Annotated in this window: 11 protein-coding genes; 7 read left to right on the forward strand and 4 right to left on the reverse strand. The window is 59.9% G+C overall.

Going from position 1 to position 12905, the window contains the following annotated elements; translation table 11 throughout:
- Positions 1-152 precede the first annotated feature (152 nt).
- Complete coding sequence (locus M2368_RS00005; protein WP_400288644.1) at positions 153-809, reverse strand: GNAT family N-acetyltransferase; 657 nt, start codon at positions 807-809, stop codon at positions 153-155.
- Between the two features lie 165 nt (positions 810-974).
- On the opposite strand from M2368_RS00005, the gene trhO reads away from it, so the two are divergent.
- The gene (gene trhO, locus M2368_RS00010) at positions 975-1874 is read left to right on the forward strand and encodes an oxygen-dependent tRNA uridine(34) hydroxylase TrhO (RefSeq protein WP_498723891.1); all 900 of its coding nucleotides are present in this window, start codon (positions 975-977) and stop codon (positions 1872-1874) included.
- A 54-nt stretch (positions 1875-1928) separates the two neighbouring features.
- Here the strand turns inward: trhO and M2368_RS00015 are convergent, their stop codons facing one another.
- Complete coding sequence (locus M2368_RS00015) at positions 1929-2507, reverse strand: GNAT family N-acetyltransferase (RefSeq protein WP_105656964.1); 579 nt, start codon at positions 2505-2507, stop codon at positions 1929-1931.
- A 73-nt stretch (positions 2508-2580) separates the two neighbouring features.
- Between M2368_RS00015 and M2368_RS00020 the strand changes: the two genes are divergently transcribed.
- The 6 genes from M2368_RS00020 to proC all read left to right on the forward strand — a co-directional run bounded on the left by M2368_RS00020 (position 2581) and on the right by proC (position 10561).
- The gene (locus tag M2368_RS00020; protein ID WP_388063441.1) at positions 2581-4170 is read left to right on the forward strand and encodes a DUF7059 domain-containing protein; all 1590 of its coding nucleotides are present in this window, start codon (positions 2581-2583) and stop codon (positions 4168-4170) included.
- A 23-nt stretch (positions 4171-4193) separates the two neighbouring features.
- Entirely contained in the window at positions 4194-4844 is a 651-nt protein-coding gene (locus M2368_RS00025; RefSeq protein ID WP_105657083.1) for an ArsR/SmtB family transcription factor, read from the forward strand.
- Between the two features lie 149 nt (positions 4845-4993).
- Entirely contained in the window at positions 4994-7783 is a 2790-nt protein-coding gene (gene topA / locus M2368_RS00030; protein ID WP_133833581.1) for a type I DNA topoisomerase, read from the forward strand.
- A 32-nt stretch (positions 7784-7815) separates the two neighbouring features.
- Positions 7816-8835, forward strand: coding sequence for a Ppx/GppA family phosphatase (locus M2368_RS00035; protein ID WP_105656961.1), 1020 nt, complete (start codon positions 7816-7818; stop codon positions 8833-8835).
- 54 nt (positions 8836-8889) lie between these two features.
- Positions 8890-9714: a sugar phosphate isomerase/epimerase family protein gene (locus M2368_RS00040; protein ID WP_332485932.1), complete on the forward strand. Its 825-nt coding sequence runs from the start codon at positions 8890-8892 to the stop codon at positions 9712-9714.
- 4 nt (positions 9715-9718) lie between these two features.
- On the forward strand, positions 9719-10561 hold the full coding sequence (gene proC, locus M2368_RS00045; RefSeq protein WP_105656959.1) for a pyrroline-5-carboxylate reductase: 843 nt from the start codon (positions 9719-9721) through the stop codon (positions 10559-10561).
- A gap of 75 nt (positions 10562-10636) precedes the next feature.
- Here the strand turns inward: proC and M2368_RS00050 are convergent, their stop codons facing one another.
- Entirely contained in the window at positions 10637-11275 is a 639-nt protein-coding gene (locus M2368_RS00050) for a potassium channel family protein (protein ID WP_105657082.1), read from the reverse strand.
- 25 nt (positions 11276-11300) lie between these two features.
- Entirely contained in the window at positions 11301-12734 is a 1434-nt protein-coding gene (locus M2368_RS00055) for a TrkH family potassium uptake protein (protein ID WP_105656958.1), read from the reverse strand.
- Positions 12735-12905: the final 171 nt, after the last annotated feature.

A 12905-nucleotide genomic window follows, 5' to 3' on the forward strand; every position in this document is an offset into this window, starting at 1 on the left:
CTTTTTTTCTGTGTCGTTTTTTTCTCAACTAACCCCTCCCCTCCCTTCTGGTCCCGCCCTGCTCCGCGTAGCTTTTTTTCACCAATCAGGCCGCCCCCGCCGCCCCCCCCCCCCCCCCCCCCCCCACGGCGATAAGAGTAATCTTGGAGGCCCTAGGCCTTGAACATGACAACCTTGCCCAGCGAAGTCCAGCCCAGCGAAGCGTAAAGCTGCTGGCCATCGACCGAAGCGATCAACAGGCCTTCATCAACATCGTGTTCTTGAGCCAGCGAAGCCAGCGCACGCATGATCAGGGTACCTAGGCCCTGGCGGCGGAAATCGGCGCCGGTGATGATGCGGTCGAAGATTGCGTATCCGCCAACTGCTGAGACATGGCCGGATGCCGCAACGACTTCCTGGTTGTCCTCGGGATGCAGCGAAACGTAGGCATGAGTGCCATCGCGTTCAATCTGGAAGACGAACCCGTCTGCAGGCAGTGGGACCTCGACGTCGTGCACGGCTAGTTCGGTGACCATCAGTGCTTCGTCATCGGCAGTGACCTGCAGGCCTACTTCAGCCGCAATGGCAACCAGATTCTCGGCGGAGTCGTCGAAAGCCGTCAGCCGACGGTTCGGGTGCTTCGTCAGGGTCTCGGCTACTGCTGCGAGTTCCTCTTTGGAGGGACCATAGATGACGTATTCCCAGTCTTCAGTGGTGTCGTGGCGCAGCGCAGCGTGGACCCGTCCTTCGTTGCGGGTTTCATAACCACGAGCCCCAGCCCAGCCTGCTACCCAGGTGCCAATCAGTTCATCGCTTGCGTTTGATGCCATAATTTGACCCTACCTTGTCTTTCCTAGGAATTAGCTGACATTGAACTAATCGTTGCCTACTTGGAACTATTGCACTGGCCGAGAGCTCGATATTTTCGGGAAAGATCAATGTGACATTGCTCTTTTCCTCGGCGTTTCGCGGCCAAAAGCTACTAACATTGTAGGGTGGCCATTCATCGTATTGTTCTGTATTACGCTTTTACTCCGCTCCCAGACCCGGAGGCAATCCGCCTTTGGCAGCGCTCGCTGCTGGAGCGCTGGGGCTTGCGCGGACGCATCATCATCTCCAAAGACGGCATCAACGGCACCGTTGGTGGCGAGATCTCCGCAGTCAAGGCCTACGTCAAGGCCACGCGAGAACTGCCAGCTTTCAAGAAGATGGATATCAAGTGGTCGGAAGGTTCGGCAGAAGACTTCCCGCGTATCTCCGTCAAGGTTCGCGACGAGATCGTGACCTTCGGCGCTCCTGGCGAACTGGAAGTTGACGAGAACGGTGTTGTCGGTGGTGGCACCCACTTGCGCCCCGAAGAACTTCACGAGCTGGTTGACAACAAGAAGAAGACCGGCGAGAAGGTCCATTTCTTCGATGGCCGCAACGCATTCGAAGCGCAGATCGGCAAGTTCAAGGACGCGATTGTCCCCGAAGTGGACACCACCCGCGATTTCGTTGCCGAGCTGGATTCGGGCAAGTACGACCACCTGAAGGACCAGCCGGTGGTCACCTACTGCACCGGCGGCATTCGCTGCGAAGTGCTTTCGGCTTTGATGGTCAAACGCGGATTCCAAGAGGTGTACCAGATGCAGGGCGGCATCGTCCGCTATGGCGAGAAGTACGGGGATGAAGGCCTATGGGAAGGCTCTCTCTACGTTTTCGATAAGCGCATGCATACCGAATTCTCCGAAGTCGCTGTCACCATCGGTGAATGCGTGGGCTGCCAAGGTCCAACCAACAAGTTCGAGAACTGTTCGGACCCGGCCTGCCGCAACCTGCGCCTGTTCTGCGAGGACTGCGCAAAGGACGAAGCACTGCGCCGCTGCCCAGACTGCAGCACCGTAGACGCCTAACTTCAGCTTTCACCAACCGCGGCCTGGACTTTCCATAAGTCCAGGCCGCGTTTTCTATGCGGTCACCTTCGGCCACATTCCGCGCGACGCATCCTTGACGTCGACCTGTTCCACCTCGGTCCGGTAGATTCTCAGCCCTCGCGCCTGGTAGTTCGGTAGCGCCGCCGGTCCGTCCAGTGAGCAGGTATGCAGCCATACCCGGCTGACCTCAGGCAGCTGCGGCCATCGTGAACCCAGGGCCCAGGCCTGTTGCAGTGCTTCGCTGAGCAGCACCCCGCCAAGGCCGCGGCCGGTAGCTTCGGGAAATAAGCCGAAGTAGAAGATCTCGACCTCGCTGCCGGCGTCCGCGACTTCCGTGACGAGCTCCACGTACCCCTGGGGAGCACCGTGCTGGTAGAGCACCCAGGTTTCTGAGCCCGGGCGTCGGAGCACTTCGTCCCACTGGTCTCGGGTCGAACCCAGGCGGTCAGACCAGTTCAATTCGCTGCCCACGCTCTGATACAGAAACCGCGAAAATTCCGGGGTGATCTCCTTGGCCAGCTCGATCCGGGCGTCCTCGGGCAAGGACTTGGCCGAGCGAATGACATCAGCGGAGTCGAGTTGCTGGAGATAGGTCACCGTTACTTGGGTCATGCCCACATCATAGGTCGCCGTAGTTTGCCTGGCCTAGCTATCACCCGTTGAGTTACTCGGTAGACTTGGAGGTGTGAATGCTGCTGAATTTTCTTCCATTGATGACGCTCCCCAGAGCTACAATCAACTGCTCATCGACTCGCTAGCCAAAGACCTCACTGATGTCGGGTACAACTATGAAAATGTTGCGGGGCTGCTTGGTGAGGAAGCTGCGGCAGCATTTGCCCGCGACCAGCTCCACCCTGCCTTGCGAAACCTGGATCGTAGCAGGCCAGATAGCTCGCTTGCCTGTGTGGTTCGCCTCTTCCAAATGGGCCAGACCCAGGAAGACGCGGCCATCAATGCCGCCTTCCCGACATTGAAGACCGACGGATTGCTCAAGCTGGGCCTGATCGAGTCCTGGGCTACCGGTTACCGGGCCAAGATTGCCCTGGCGCTGCATTCCTCCGATGCTGACGGTGAATTGTGGGTGGCCCACGACCTGGGTGCCCACCAGCGTCCCGGCGTGTTGCGCACCGACCATGTGCTGGGCATTGGCCAGGCGTCCCTGACCCTGGCGCAGATCACGATCCGCGAAAAGGTCGAGCGCGCACTGGACTTGGGTACCGGCTGCGGCATCCAGCTGTTCCATCTGCTATCGCACGCGGAGCATGTTACGGCCACAGACCTGTCGGCCCGAGCCCTGGGCTTCACCCGCTTCAACCTGATGCTCAACTACCAGGCCCTGGAGCTGGATCCGGATAACCTCGAATCGCGGGTCACCCTGCTCCAGGGAAGCCTGTTCGATCCGGTGGCTGGATCCACTTTCAACCTGATCGCCAGCAACCCGCCGTTCGTGATTACCCCGCGAAGCAGCAACGAGCGCGCCAAGGACCGGTTCACCTACCGTGATGGCGGGATGGCCGGCGATACGCTGGTGAGCACCTTGATCGAGCAGGCTCCTGGCTTCCTGGCGCCGGGTGGCTGCATGCAAATGCTGTCAAACTGGGAGATTCCTCGCCTAGATGATGAATCCAACCAGCCGTGGGATGCCCGCGTGCGCCAGTGGTTCGGCGACCAGCTGGACGTATGGGTGATCGAGCGCGAGCAAACAACGCCAAGCGGCTACGCCGAGACATGGCTGCGCGACGCTTCCCAGACCGAGGACAGCACTTCATACATCTCCGCCTACAACGCATACCTCGATGACTTCGAGTCCCGCGGCGTGGGTGCCATCGGCTTCGGTCTGGTGTACTTCCGCCGTCCAGCCGCAGGCCATCCGGTACTGCAGCGCTACGAGCAGATCTCGCACCAGGTGGAACAGCCGCTGGCCCCGACCCTGCAGCGGGACATTGCCATGTCCGACCAGCTGGCCGCCGCCAATGAAGGGTTCAAGGATTGGCACCTGCTGGTGGCCGAGGATGTTACTGAGGAGCGCCATCAGCGTCCGGGGGCGGAGCACCCCGGCGTGATCTTGCTGCGGCAGGGGGCAGGGCTGCGCCGTACTGAATTGCTTGATACCGCGCAGGCAGGATTTGTTTCCGCCTGCGATGGTGATTTGTCGGTATCGCAACTAGTCAACGCGTTGGATTCCTTGATTGGAGAAGGGCAAGAAGACTTCGCGGACCTGCTTTATGAAGCAGTGAAGCGACTCTTGCGACATGGCCTGCTTCAGAAAATGTGAAACAAGCGCTAAAGTTTTTCCCTATGACACGGAACACAATTGAGGAACAAGGTGGGGCCGCCTCGCGCGATGAGGCGGAAATCCCACAAGTTGTCTCGATCACTGACCCTCAGGCGATTCGAGCGTTGGCCCATGACGCTCGACTGATCGTCTTGGATGAGCTCTTTGCTTCGCAGACCACCCGCACCGCTACAGAACTTGCATCCTTGTGTGCGCTGACACCTAGCGCCATGAGCTATCACCTCCGGGCCCTGGAGAAGTACGGGTACGTGATTCGTGCTGCCAGCGAAGGAGACGCACGCGAGCGGCGGTGGCGAGCGGCTGGTGAACGGCTAGAGCTGAACACGCAGATCGACTCGGCGAACGCCAAAACTGCGTACTTGAACGTGCAATTGAACGCATTCCGCACCCGGCTCAATGCTGAAGTCCAGCGGCGCGAGGCAGAAGCGAAGACCGGAATCGCTCCGGACCCGGATCGTCCGCCGATGCTGACTAGCGGTTTGGTCTTCCTCTCGGAAGCCAAGCAACGCGAGTTCAACCGCAGAATGCTGGATCTGGTCTACGAATACGAGGCACAGGCAACAGCCGAGGAACGCAGTATTGATTCGCGGCGTATGTTCTACTTAATCTCATTGCTTCCCGAATACCAGAGCATGGGGGAGGCATCATCATAAGTATGCCCGGCTCAGGGAGCGCAGATTCTTCGGTGTAAGATCATCGGGAAATGTGCTTATAGAGTAGGCATGAAGAACGAAGCTGCGATGGCGGATCGATCAGGGCCCGGAAATGGGTGTCCTAGGTCCGTGTTGTCTAAAGGAGTGCTGTGCCCCCCAAGGCCAAGGAAAAGACTGGTAAGAAACTCGTAATCGTGGAGTCTCCTGCCAAGGTGAAGTCGATCGCCAAATATTTGGGTGAAGGCTTTGACGTGGATGCCTCAGTGGGCCATATCCGCGACCTTCCGCAGCCCTCAGAACTGCCAACCGAGCTGAAAAAGACCTCAGTAGGCAAGTTCGCTGTCGATCTGGACAACGACTTTGAGCCTTACTACATGGTCTACCCGGACAAGAAGAAGCGCGTTTCCGAACTGAAGGCGAAGCTCAAAGAAGCTGACGAACTTTACCTCGCAACCGATGCGGACCGCGAAGGCGAAGCCATCGCGTGGCACCTGCTGCAGGTCCTGAAGCCAAAGGTTCCGGTACGCCGCCTGGCATTTACCGAAATCACCAAGGAAGGCATCGCCCGCGCACTGGAAAACATGCGCGAGCTCGATACCGACCTCGTCGACGCCCAGGAAACCCGCCGTGTCCTGGACCGCCTCTATGGTTACGAAATTTCACCGGTGCTCTGGCGCAAGGTGGCTCGCGGGCTGTCCGCAGGCCGCGTGCAGTCCGTGGCAACCCGTTTGGTCGTCGAGCGCGAACGCGAACGCATGGCCTTCATCCCCGCCGGATACTGGGATGTGAAGGGCAACTTCGCCACCAGTGAAGGCGAAGGCTTCGCAGCGAAGCTCTCGGCAGTGGACGGCGCCCGTGTCGCCTCCGGCCGTGACTTCGATGACCGCGGCCAGCTGAAGACCACCCGCAATAAGCTGGCCCACCTGGATCAGGAGTCGGCCCAGTCGCTGGTGGCGAACCTGTCGGACACCGGCTTTGCGGTGACCTCCGTCGAGGACAAGCCGTACACCCGTCGTCCGGCCGCCCCTTTCACCACCTCCACGCTGCAGCAGGAAGCATCCCGCAAGCTGCGCTGGAGCTCCAAGATCACCATGCAGATCGCTCAGCGGCTGTATGAAAACGGCTACATCACCTATATGCGTACCGATTCGGTCTTCCTCTCGGGCGAGGCAGTGAATGCCGCGCGCAAGCAGGCAACCGAACTGTATGGCGCGGATTCCGTTCCAGCCAAGCCGCGCGTCTACAAGGCGAAGAACGATGCCGCGCAGGAAGCCCACGAGGCAATCCGCCCGGCCGGTGACATGTTCCGCCGCCCGAAGGACGTGCGTTCCTCGTTGTCCAAGGACGAGTACGCATTGTACGAGCTGATCTGGAAGCGCACCGTCGCCTCGCAGATGGCCGATGCCAAGGGCTTCACCGCCACCATCAAGCTGCAGGGCACCGCCAGCGATCAGCGCGTGGCCGAGTTCTCGGCCTCCGGCACCGTAATCACCTTCCGCGGTTTCCTTTCCGCCTATGAGGAGGGCAAGGACGAACAGGCCCTGGAAGCCGCGGCAGAGAATGCCGAAGCCCGCCTGCCGCAGCTGGCTGTGGGCCAGCAGCTGGCCGGCGATGAGCTGACCGCTCTAGGCCACGAAACCTCCCCGCCGGCTCGTTACACCGAAGCTTCGATCGTGGCCGAGCTGGAAAAGCGCGAGATCGGCCGCCCGTCGACCTACGCGCCAACCATCTCCACGATCATGGACCGCGGCTATGTCACCAAGCGAGGCGGCGCCCTGGTGCCGAGCTGGATCGCCTTCTCGGTGATCCGCTTGCTCGAAGAGCACTTCGCGAAGTACGTGGACTACGATTTCACCGCCCGCCTGGAAGATGATCTCGATGAGATCGCCAAGGGCCATCGTGCCCGCACCGACTGGCTGAACCTGTTCTACTTCGGCAAGGGCGCGGAGACCGAATCCGAAGGCTTGAAGCATGTGGTCGATAACCTCGGCGACATCGACGCCCGTGCGATCAACTCGATCAAGGTCACCGACGACATCACCTTGCGTGTGGGCAAGTTCGGCCCGTACCTGGAACGTGCCATCCCGGAAGGCGCCGAGGAAGGCACCGAGCCGCAGCGCGCCAACGTGCCTGAGGATCTGGCCCCGGATGAGCTGACTGCCGAAAAGGCAGAGGAGCTCTTTGCCAACTCGCAGGTCTCCGAAATGCACTTGGGCATTGATCCGGAAACCGGTCGCCAGATCGTAGCCAAGGATGGCCGCTACGGCGCCTACGTCACCGAGATCATCCCGGAGCCAACCGAAGAGGAATTGGCGGCCCAGCCGGTCGAGTACTACAAGAATGGCAAGCCGAAGCCGCCGAAGAAGCCAACCAAGGTCAAGCCGCGCACCGCGTCGCTGTTCAAGTCCATGACTGTCGAATCAGTGACCTTGGAAGATGCCCTGAAGCTGATGAGCCTGCCTCGTGTACTGGGTGCTGACGCTGACGGCGAAGAGATCACCGTGCAGAACGGCCGCTTCGGTCCGTACCTGAAGAAGGGCAGCGATTCGCGCTCGATCGAGAGCGAAGAGCAGATCTTCACGATCACCTTGGACGAAGCGCTGGCGATCTACGCGCAGCCGAAGCAGCGTGGCCGTCGTGCCGCGGTACCGCCATTGGCCGAGTTCGGAGTGGACCCGACCAGCGAGAAGAACATCGTGGTCAAGGATGGCCGCTTCGGTCCATACATCACCGACGGCGTCACCAACATCACTGTTCCGCGCACTACCTCCATGGAGGAACTGACACGCGAGCAGGCTATCGAGCTGCTGGCCGACAAACGTGCCCGCGGACCGGTGAAGCGCACGGCAAAGAAGGCGCCGGCCAAGAAGCCAGCAGCCAAGAAGACCCCGGCGAAGAAGGCTACGGCCAAGAAGACGACCGCGAAAAAGACTGACTAGTCTTTCTTGCCAGGCCTAACGAGGAGCGCACCATGAGACTCGGTGTATTGGATATCGGTTCGAATACCGTTCACCTGTTGCTCGTCGATGCATATCCGGGAGCCCGCCCGGTTCCCTATGCCTCGCACAAGCGACCCTTGTCCTTGGTGCGCTACCTCAATGAGTATGGCGCCATAACTGAAGAGGGCCAGCGCGAGCTGATCTCCTTCATCAAGGAAGCCGCCAAGTTCGCCGAAAACCACCAGGTTGAGGACTTCATGGCTTTCTGCACTTCAGCGATTCGCGAATCCTCCAACGGTGCTGCCGTCCTGGAACGCGTCGAAGTCGAGACAGGCGTGAGCTTGATGGAACTGACCGGCGAAGAAGAAGCCGGCATGACCTTCTACTCCGTACGCCGTTGGTTTGGCTGGTCTTCGGAATCCATCCTGAACCTGGATATGGGCGGAGGCTCGCTGGAGCTGGCCTTGGGCGTTGACGAGTTCCCGCAAACAGCCTTCTCCGTGCCCCTGGGTGCCGGCCGGCTGACCCGCGAATGGCTTCCTAACGACCTGCCGTCCATCAAGGAAGTCAAGGAACTGCGTACGTACGTGCGTGACGTTCTCACGGACCCGACTACCGAGCTGCGCCAGTATGGCAAGCCCACCTTGGCCACCGCTACTTCCAAGACTTTCCGCTCGCTGGCTCGCATCACCGGAGCCGCGCCGAGCACGGAAGGCCCCTATGTTAAGCGCGTGCTCAATCGTGACGCATTGAAATTGTGGACCAACCGATTGACCGCGATGAGCTGGGCTGAACGGGCAGAATTGCCCGGTGTCTCGGAGATTCGCGCCCCGCAACTGCTTGCCGGGGCGATTGTCGCTCACGAAGCGATGAATGCCTTGAAACTGAAATCTGTGCGGATTTGCCCTTGGGCGATTCGTGAAGGCTTGATGCTGCGACGTTTTGATCACGTGATGTTTGACTCTGCGACACCGCTCAGTAGTAGCGTTGGAGTTGGGGAAGTAGCTCTGGATAACGAGAAGTACAAATTTCTCGCCAAACCCAGCAGCTAACCTTCTTGGCTAAGCGGTGCCCGCACAGTGGACACGGTAACAGGAGGCAAGAGCATGGAAGACCAGAAGAGCACAATGAAGGTGCCAGTCACCCTCTCTAGCGCGTCAGTTTATCCGCTGACCGTCCATGACGCCTTCGCGATGGCCAAGGACGTGGGATACGACGGGCTGGAAGTGCTGATTACCGGCAACGCAGCCAGCCAATCTGCGACCGCGCTCAAAGCCTTGATGGACAAGTACCAACTGCCGATCATGGCCATCCACGCACCGACACTGCTGCTCACCCAGCAGGTGTGGGGCTCTGCTTGGGCCAAGATCGAACGTTCGGTCATCCTGGCCCAAGCGGTCGGCGCAAATGTGGTTGTCGCCCATCCGCCATTCAGGTGGCAGGGCTCCTACGCCGAAGAATTCGCCGAAGGCGTGCAGCGATTGGTTGAGACCACGGGGATGAAAATCGCCGTGGAAAACATGTACCCATGGCGTGCCCGGGGCCGTGAAGCGAAAATGTACCTTCCGCACTGGAACCCAGTCCCGCAGCACTACCAGCATGTGACCTGGGATTTCTCCCATGCGGCGATTGCCAATATGGATTCGCGCCAAGCCGTCGAGGACCTGGGCCAGCGACTGGCGCACGTTCATCTGTGCGATGGTTTGGATAACGGCAAAGACGAGCACCTTGTGCCAGGCCTGGGCACCCAACCGGTGGCCGAAACGCTGCAATATCTGCGTGATGCCAATTGGAGCGGAACCGTAGCGGTCGAGGTCTCCACACGCAAAGCTCGGAACACCGGGCAAAAAGAAGAATGGCTGGGAAAGACCCTAGAATTTGCCCGCCAGCACTTAACAGTCGGCAGCGACCCCAAGCCAATGACACAATAGCCATATGAGTGAAGCAACAAAGAATCTGTCCCTGTCCTTCCTCGGCGCCGGCTCCATGAACGGCGCCATCCTGCGTGGCATTATCGCCTCGGGCCATGACCCGCAGCTCATCACCGCTACCGTGCGAAGCGATAACCGCGTAGCGGAACTGCGCGAATTGGGCATCAACGTCTTGGTCAGCGAGGAAGATCCCGAAGCCAACCGCCGGGCTGCCGCCAGCGCAGACATTATCTTCCTGGGCGTGAAGCCGGTAGGCATCACCGAACTGTGCGAGGAGATTTCCGGATCGCTGGACGCGCAGAAGGTCGTTGTTTCCGTAGCCGCCGCTATCACCCTGAGCAGCATGCAGTCTCATCTGCCAGCTGGCCAGCCGGTCATCCGTTCCATGCCGAACACCCCTTTGATGGTCGGTGCCGGCGTGGTGGGAATCAGCCCGGCGGCAAGCGTGAGCGACGAGCAGACCAAGTTGGTCACCGATCTGCTCTCCGGATCCGGCGACGTGCACGTCATCGACGAAGAGCAGCAAAATGCGCTCTCGGCAATTTCCGGGTCCGGTCCGGCCTATGCTTTCTACCTGGCTGAGGCCATGGCCAATGCCGGTGTGGCCATGGGCTTGGATGAAAAGCTTTCAATCGCGCTGGCACGTGCCACTGTGGCCGGTGCCGGCAAGATGCTCTCGAACCCTGACGCGGATCCCGCGACCCTGCGCAAGGCGGTAACCAGCCCGAAGGGCACCACCGAGCAGGCTATCGCCACCTTCGATGAGCAGGGAATTCCAAAGATTATTGCTGCGGGCACGCAAGCGGCAGCCGCCCGTGCAGCGCAGCTGAGTGAAGAGCTCGGCTAGGAACGAGCATTCAATACGGCGGTGGCCGGCAACCGATTGGTTGCCGGCCACCGCCGTATTCACGATCCTCGTGCCCTACGGGCGTGCTGCGAAACGCTCGAGCAGGTCCACGTGCCCCGAGACGATCAGGACATCTCGGCGAGTCACCATGGTATCCGGCATGGCGTAGGTGAAATCCTCGCCCGGGGACTTCACACCAACGATCGTCACCCCGTACTTGGAGCGGACTTGGGACTGGGCCAAGGTGAAGCCCTGGGTCTCCTTCGGAGGGTACATCTTCACGATGGCGAAGCCGTCATCGAATTCGATGAAGTCGAGCATGCGGCCACCGACCAGGTGCGCGGCACGCACACCGGCATCGGCTTCCGGGTAGATGACGTGGTTGGCACCAATGCGGGTAAGAATCTTGCCATGGGAGGGCGTAATGGCCTTGACCCACAGATGCTCAATGCCCAGATCCACCAGGTTCACGGTGATCAGCACGGATGATTCGATGGAGGTACCCACGCCCACGACGGCAGAGGAGAATTCCTGGGCGCCGAGCTGGCGCAGGGCGTCAATATTGGTCGCGTCGGCCGCGACCACGTGGGTCAAGGTGCTGGCCCACTGCTGAACGAGCTCCGGGCTGCGCTCAATGGCCAGCACTTCGCGCCCCTGCTTGACCAGCGTTTCAGCGACAGATGCACCGAAGCGGCCCAGGCCGATAACCAGCACCGGGGCATTGTGGTCTATGTTCTTGTCAGCCAATGAGTGGCCTTTCTTCTGGGAGTCTGAACAGCGTATTGCGGTGGCGCATGGTCAACGCGCTGGCGAGCGTAATACTGCCGATGCGTCCGGCAAACATCAACGCGCTGAGCACATACTTGCCGGCCGGAGGCACTTCTTGCGAAACCCCGCTACTCAGGCCCACGGTAGCAAAGGCCGAGATCGACTCGAACAGGGCTCGCGAGAAGCCCACCGATTCGTCGATGGTCACGAGTGCGCCGGTAGCGACCATCACCAGCGAAGCACCCATGGCGACCACGGAGATGGCCACGCGCATGGTGCCTTGCGGAATCTGCCGGCCAAAGGCCTTCGCGTCAGTATCGCCACGGACCTCGGCCAAGATCGCCAAGAACATCACGGCAATGGTGGTGACCTTGATGCCGCCAGCAGTAGAAGCTGAACCGCCACCGGCGAACATCAATGCGTCGGTCAACAAGATGGTCACCTGGTGGATGTCGTTCTGATCCACCAGGTTGAAGCCGCCAGAACGGGTCATGGTGGAGGCGAAGAAGCCATGAATGAGCTTGTCGCTGATGGATAAGCCGCCGATGGTCTTGGGATTGGCCCATTCGAAAATCAGCCACAGGAAGGATCCGGCAAAGAGCAGGATGGTGGTGGTGAGCATGGTCAGCTTGGTGTGCAGGTTCCACTTCTTCATATTGAACTTGTGCGCCAGCAGCACCATGATCACCGGGAAACCCAAGGAACCGGTGAACACGCCGGCCATCAATGGGCCCAGGATCCACAGGTCGGTTTCGTAGGGAACCAATCCGTCGGAGTGCGGGGTGAAGCCTGCATTGTTGAAAGCCGAGACGGCATAGAAGATTCCATGCCAGATGGCGGACAGGACGCTTTCACCCAGAATGTAGAAGCGCGGGATCAGAAAGAGCGCGATGACCGCCTGCAGGCTGATCGCTGTGAGGATCACGATGCGCAGCAATGAACTTACTTCACCCAGGGCTGAGGCTCCAGAACTGTTCATCGAATTCTGCGCCATCAGCTTGGCTCGCACGCCCAGCTTGCGGGATACCGCCAGGGACATGATGGAGGCCAGGGTCAAAATGCCCAGGCCGCCCATGAACGTTGCGACCAGCATGATCAGCTGACCGGCGAATGACCAGTGCACAGCGGTGGAGACGGTCGTTAGGCCAGTAACGCAAACTGCCGACACAGCGGTGAATAATGCGTCATGCAGCGCGGTGGCTTCCCCCGTGGCCGAGGAAAACGGCGCCGCGAGCAGGGAGGTGAACAACGTGATAGCCAGCAAGAAGGCGCCAAGAGTCAAGCGCGCGGGGGAGCGCACGGTGAAGTCCGCAACTGCGATGCGAACGGTCAGCCATTTCTTGCGTCGCTGTTCGCGCATTTCAGCTGCCCGGGCGCTGGGGCCCGATGCACTGGCTGTGCTCATTTATTACTCGCCGTTTCCTGGGGAACAGTTCTTTGCCATGAGGATTTGAAGTCCTTCTAGTAATTTACGCGTTTCCACCGCTAAACGCTTGTGTTGCCCGGCTAAAGACCCGACAAGCCGCGCAAACTGCCATGAATTCATGAGTTGGGTCACTATCGGGTAGCCTGAAAT

The sequence above is a fragment of the Arthrobacter sp. JUb119 genome (genome assembly GCF_024807995.1).
In the GTDB taxonomy this organism is placed as follows: Bacteria; Actinomycetota; Actinomycetes; order Actinomycetales; family Micrococcaceae; genus Glutamicibacter.

What these genes read in the sequence shown, in the direction of transcription:
- M2368_RS00055 (WP_105656958.1), bottom strand. Translation starts at nt 12,734, where the DNA reads ATGAGCACAGCCAGTGCATCGGGCCCCAGCGCCCGGGCAGCTGAAATG.
- M2368_RS00005 (WP_400288644.1), bottom strand. Translation starts at nt 809, where the DNA reads ATGGCATCAAACGCAAGCGATGAACTGATTGGCACCTGGGTAGCAGGC.
- M2368_RS00025 (WP_105657083.1), top strand. Translation starts at nt 4,194, where the DNA reads ATGACACGGAACACAATTGAGGAACAAGGTGGGGCCGCCTCGCGCGAT.
- proC (WP_105656959.1), top strand. Translation starts at nt 9,719, where the DNA reads ATGAGTGAAGCAACAAAGAATCTGTCCCTGTCCTTCCTCGGCGCCGGC.
- M2368_RS00040 (WP_332485932.1), top strand. Translation starts at nt 8,890, where the DNA reads ATGGAAGACCAGAAGAGCACAATGAAGGTGCCAGTCACCCTCTCTAGC.
- M2368_RS00015 (WP_105656964.1), bottom strand. Translation starts at nt 2,507, where the DNA reads ATGACCCAAGTAACGGTGACCTATCTCCAGCAACTCGACTCCGCTGAT.
- M2368_RS00035 (WP_105656961.1), top strand. Translation starts at nt 7,816, where the DNA reads ATGAGACTCGGTGTATTGGATATCGGTTCGAATACCGTTCACCTGTTG.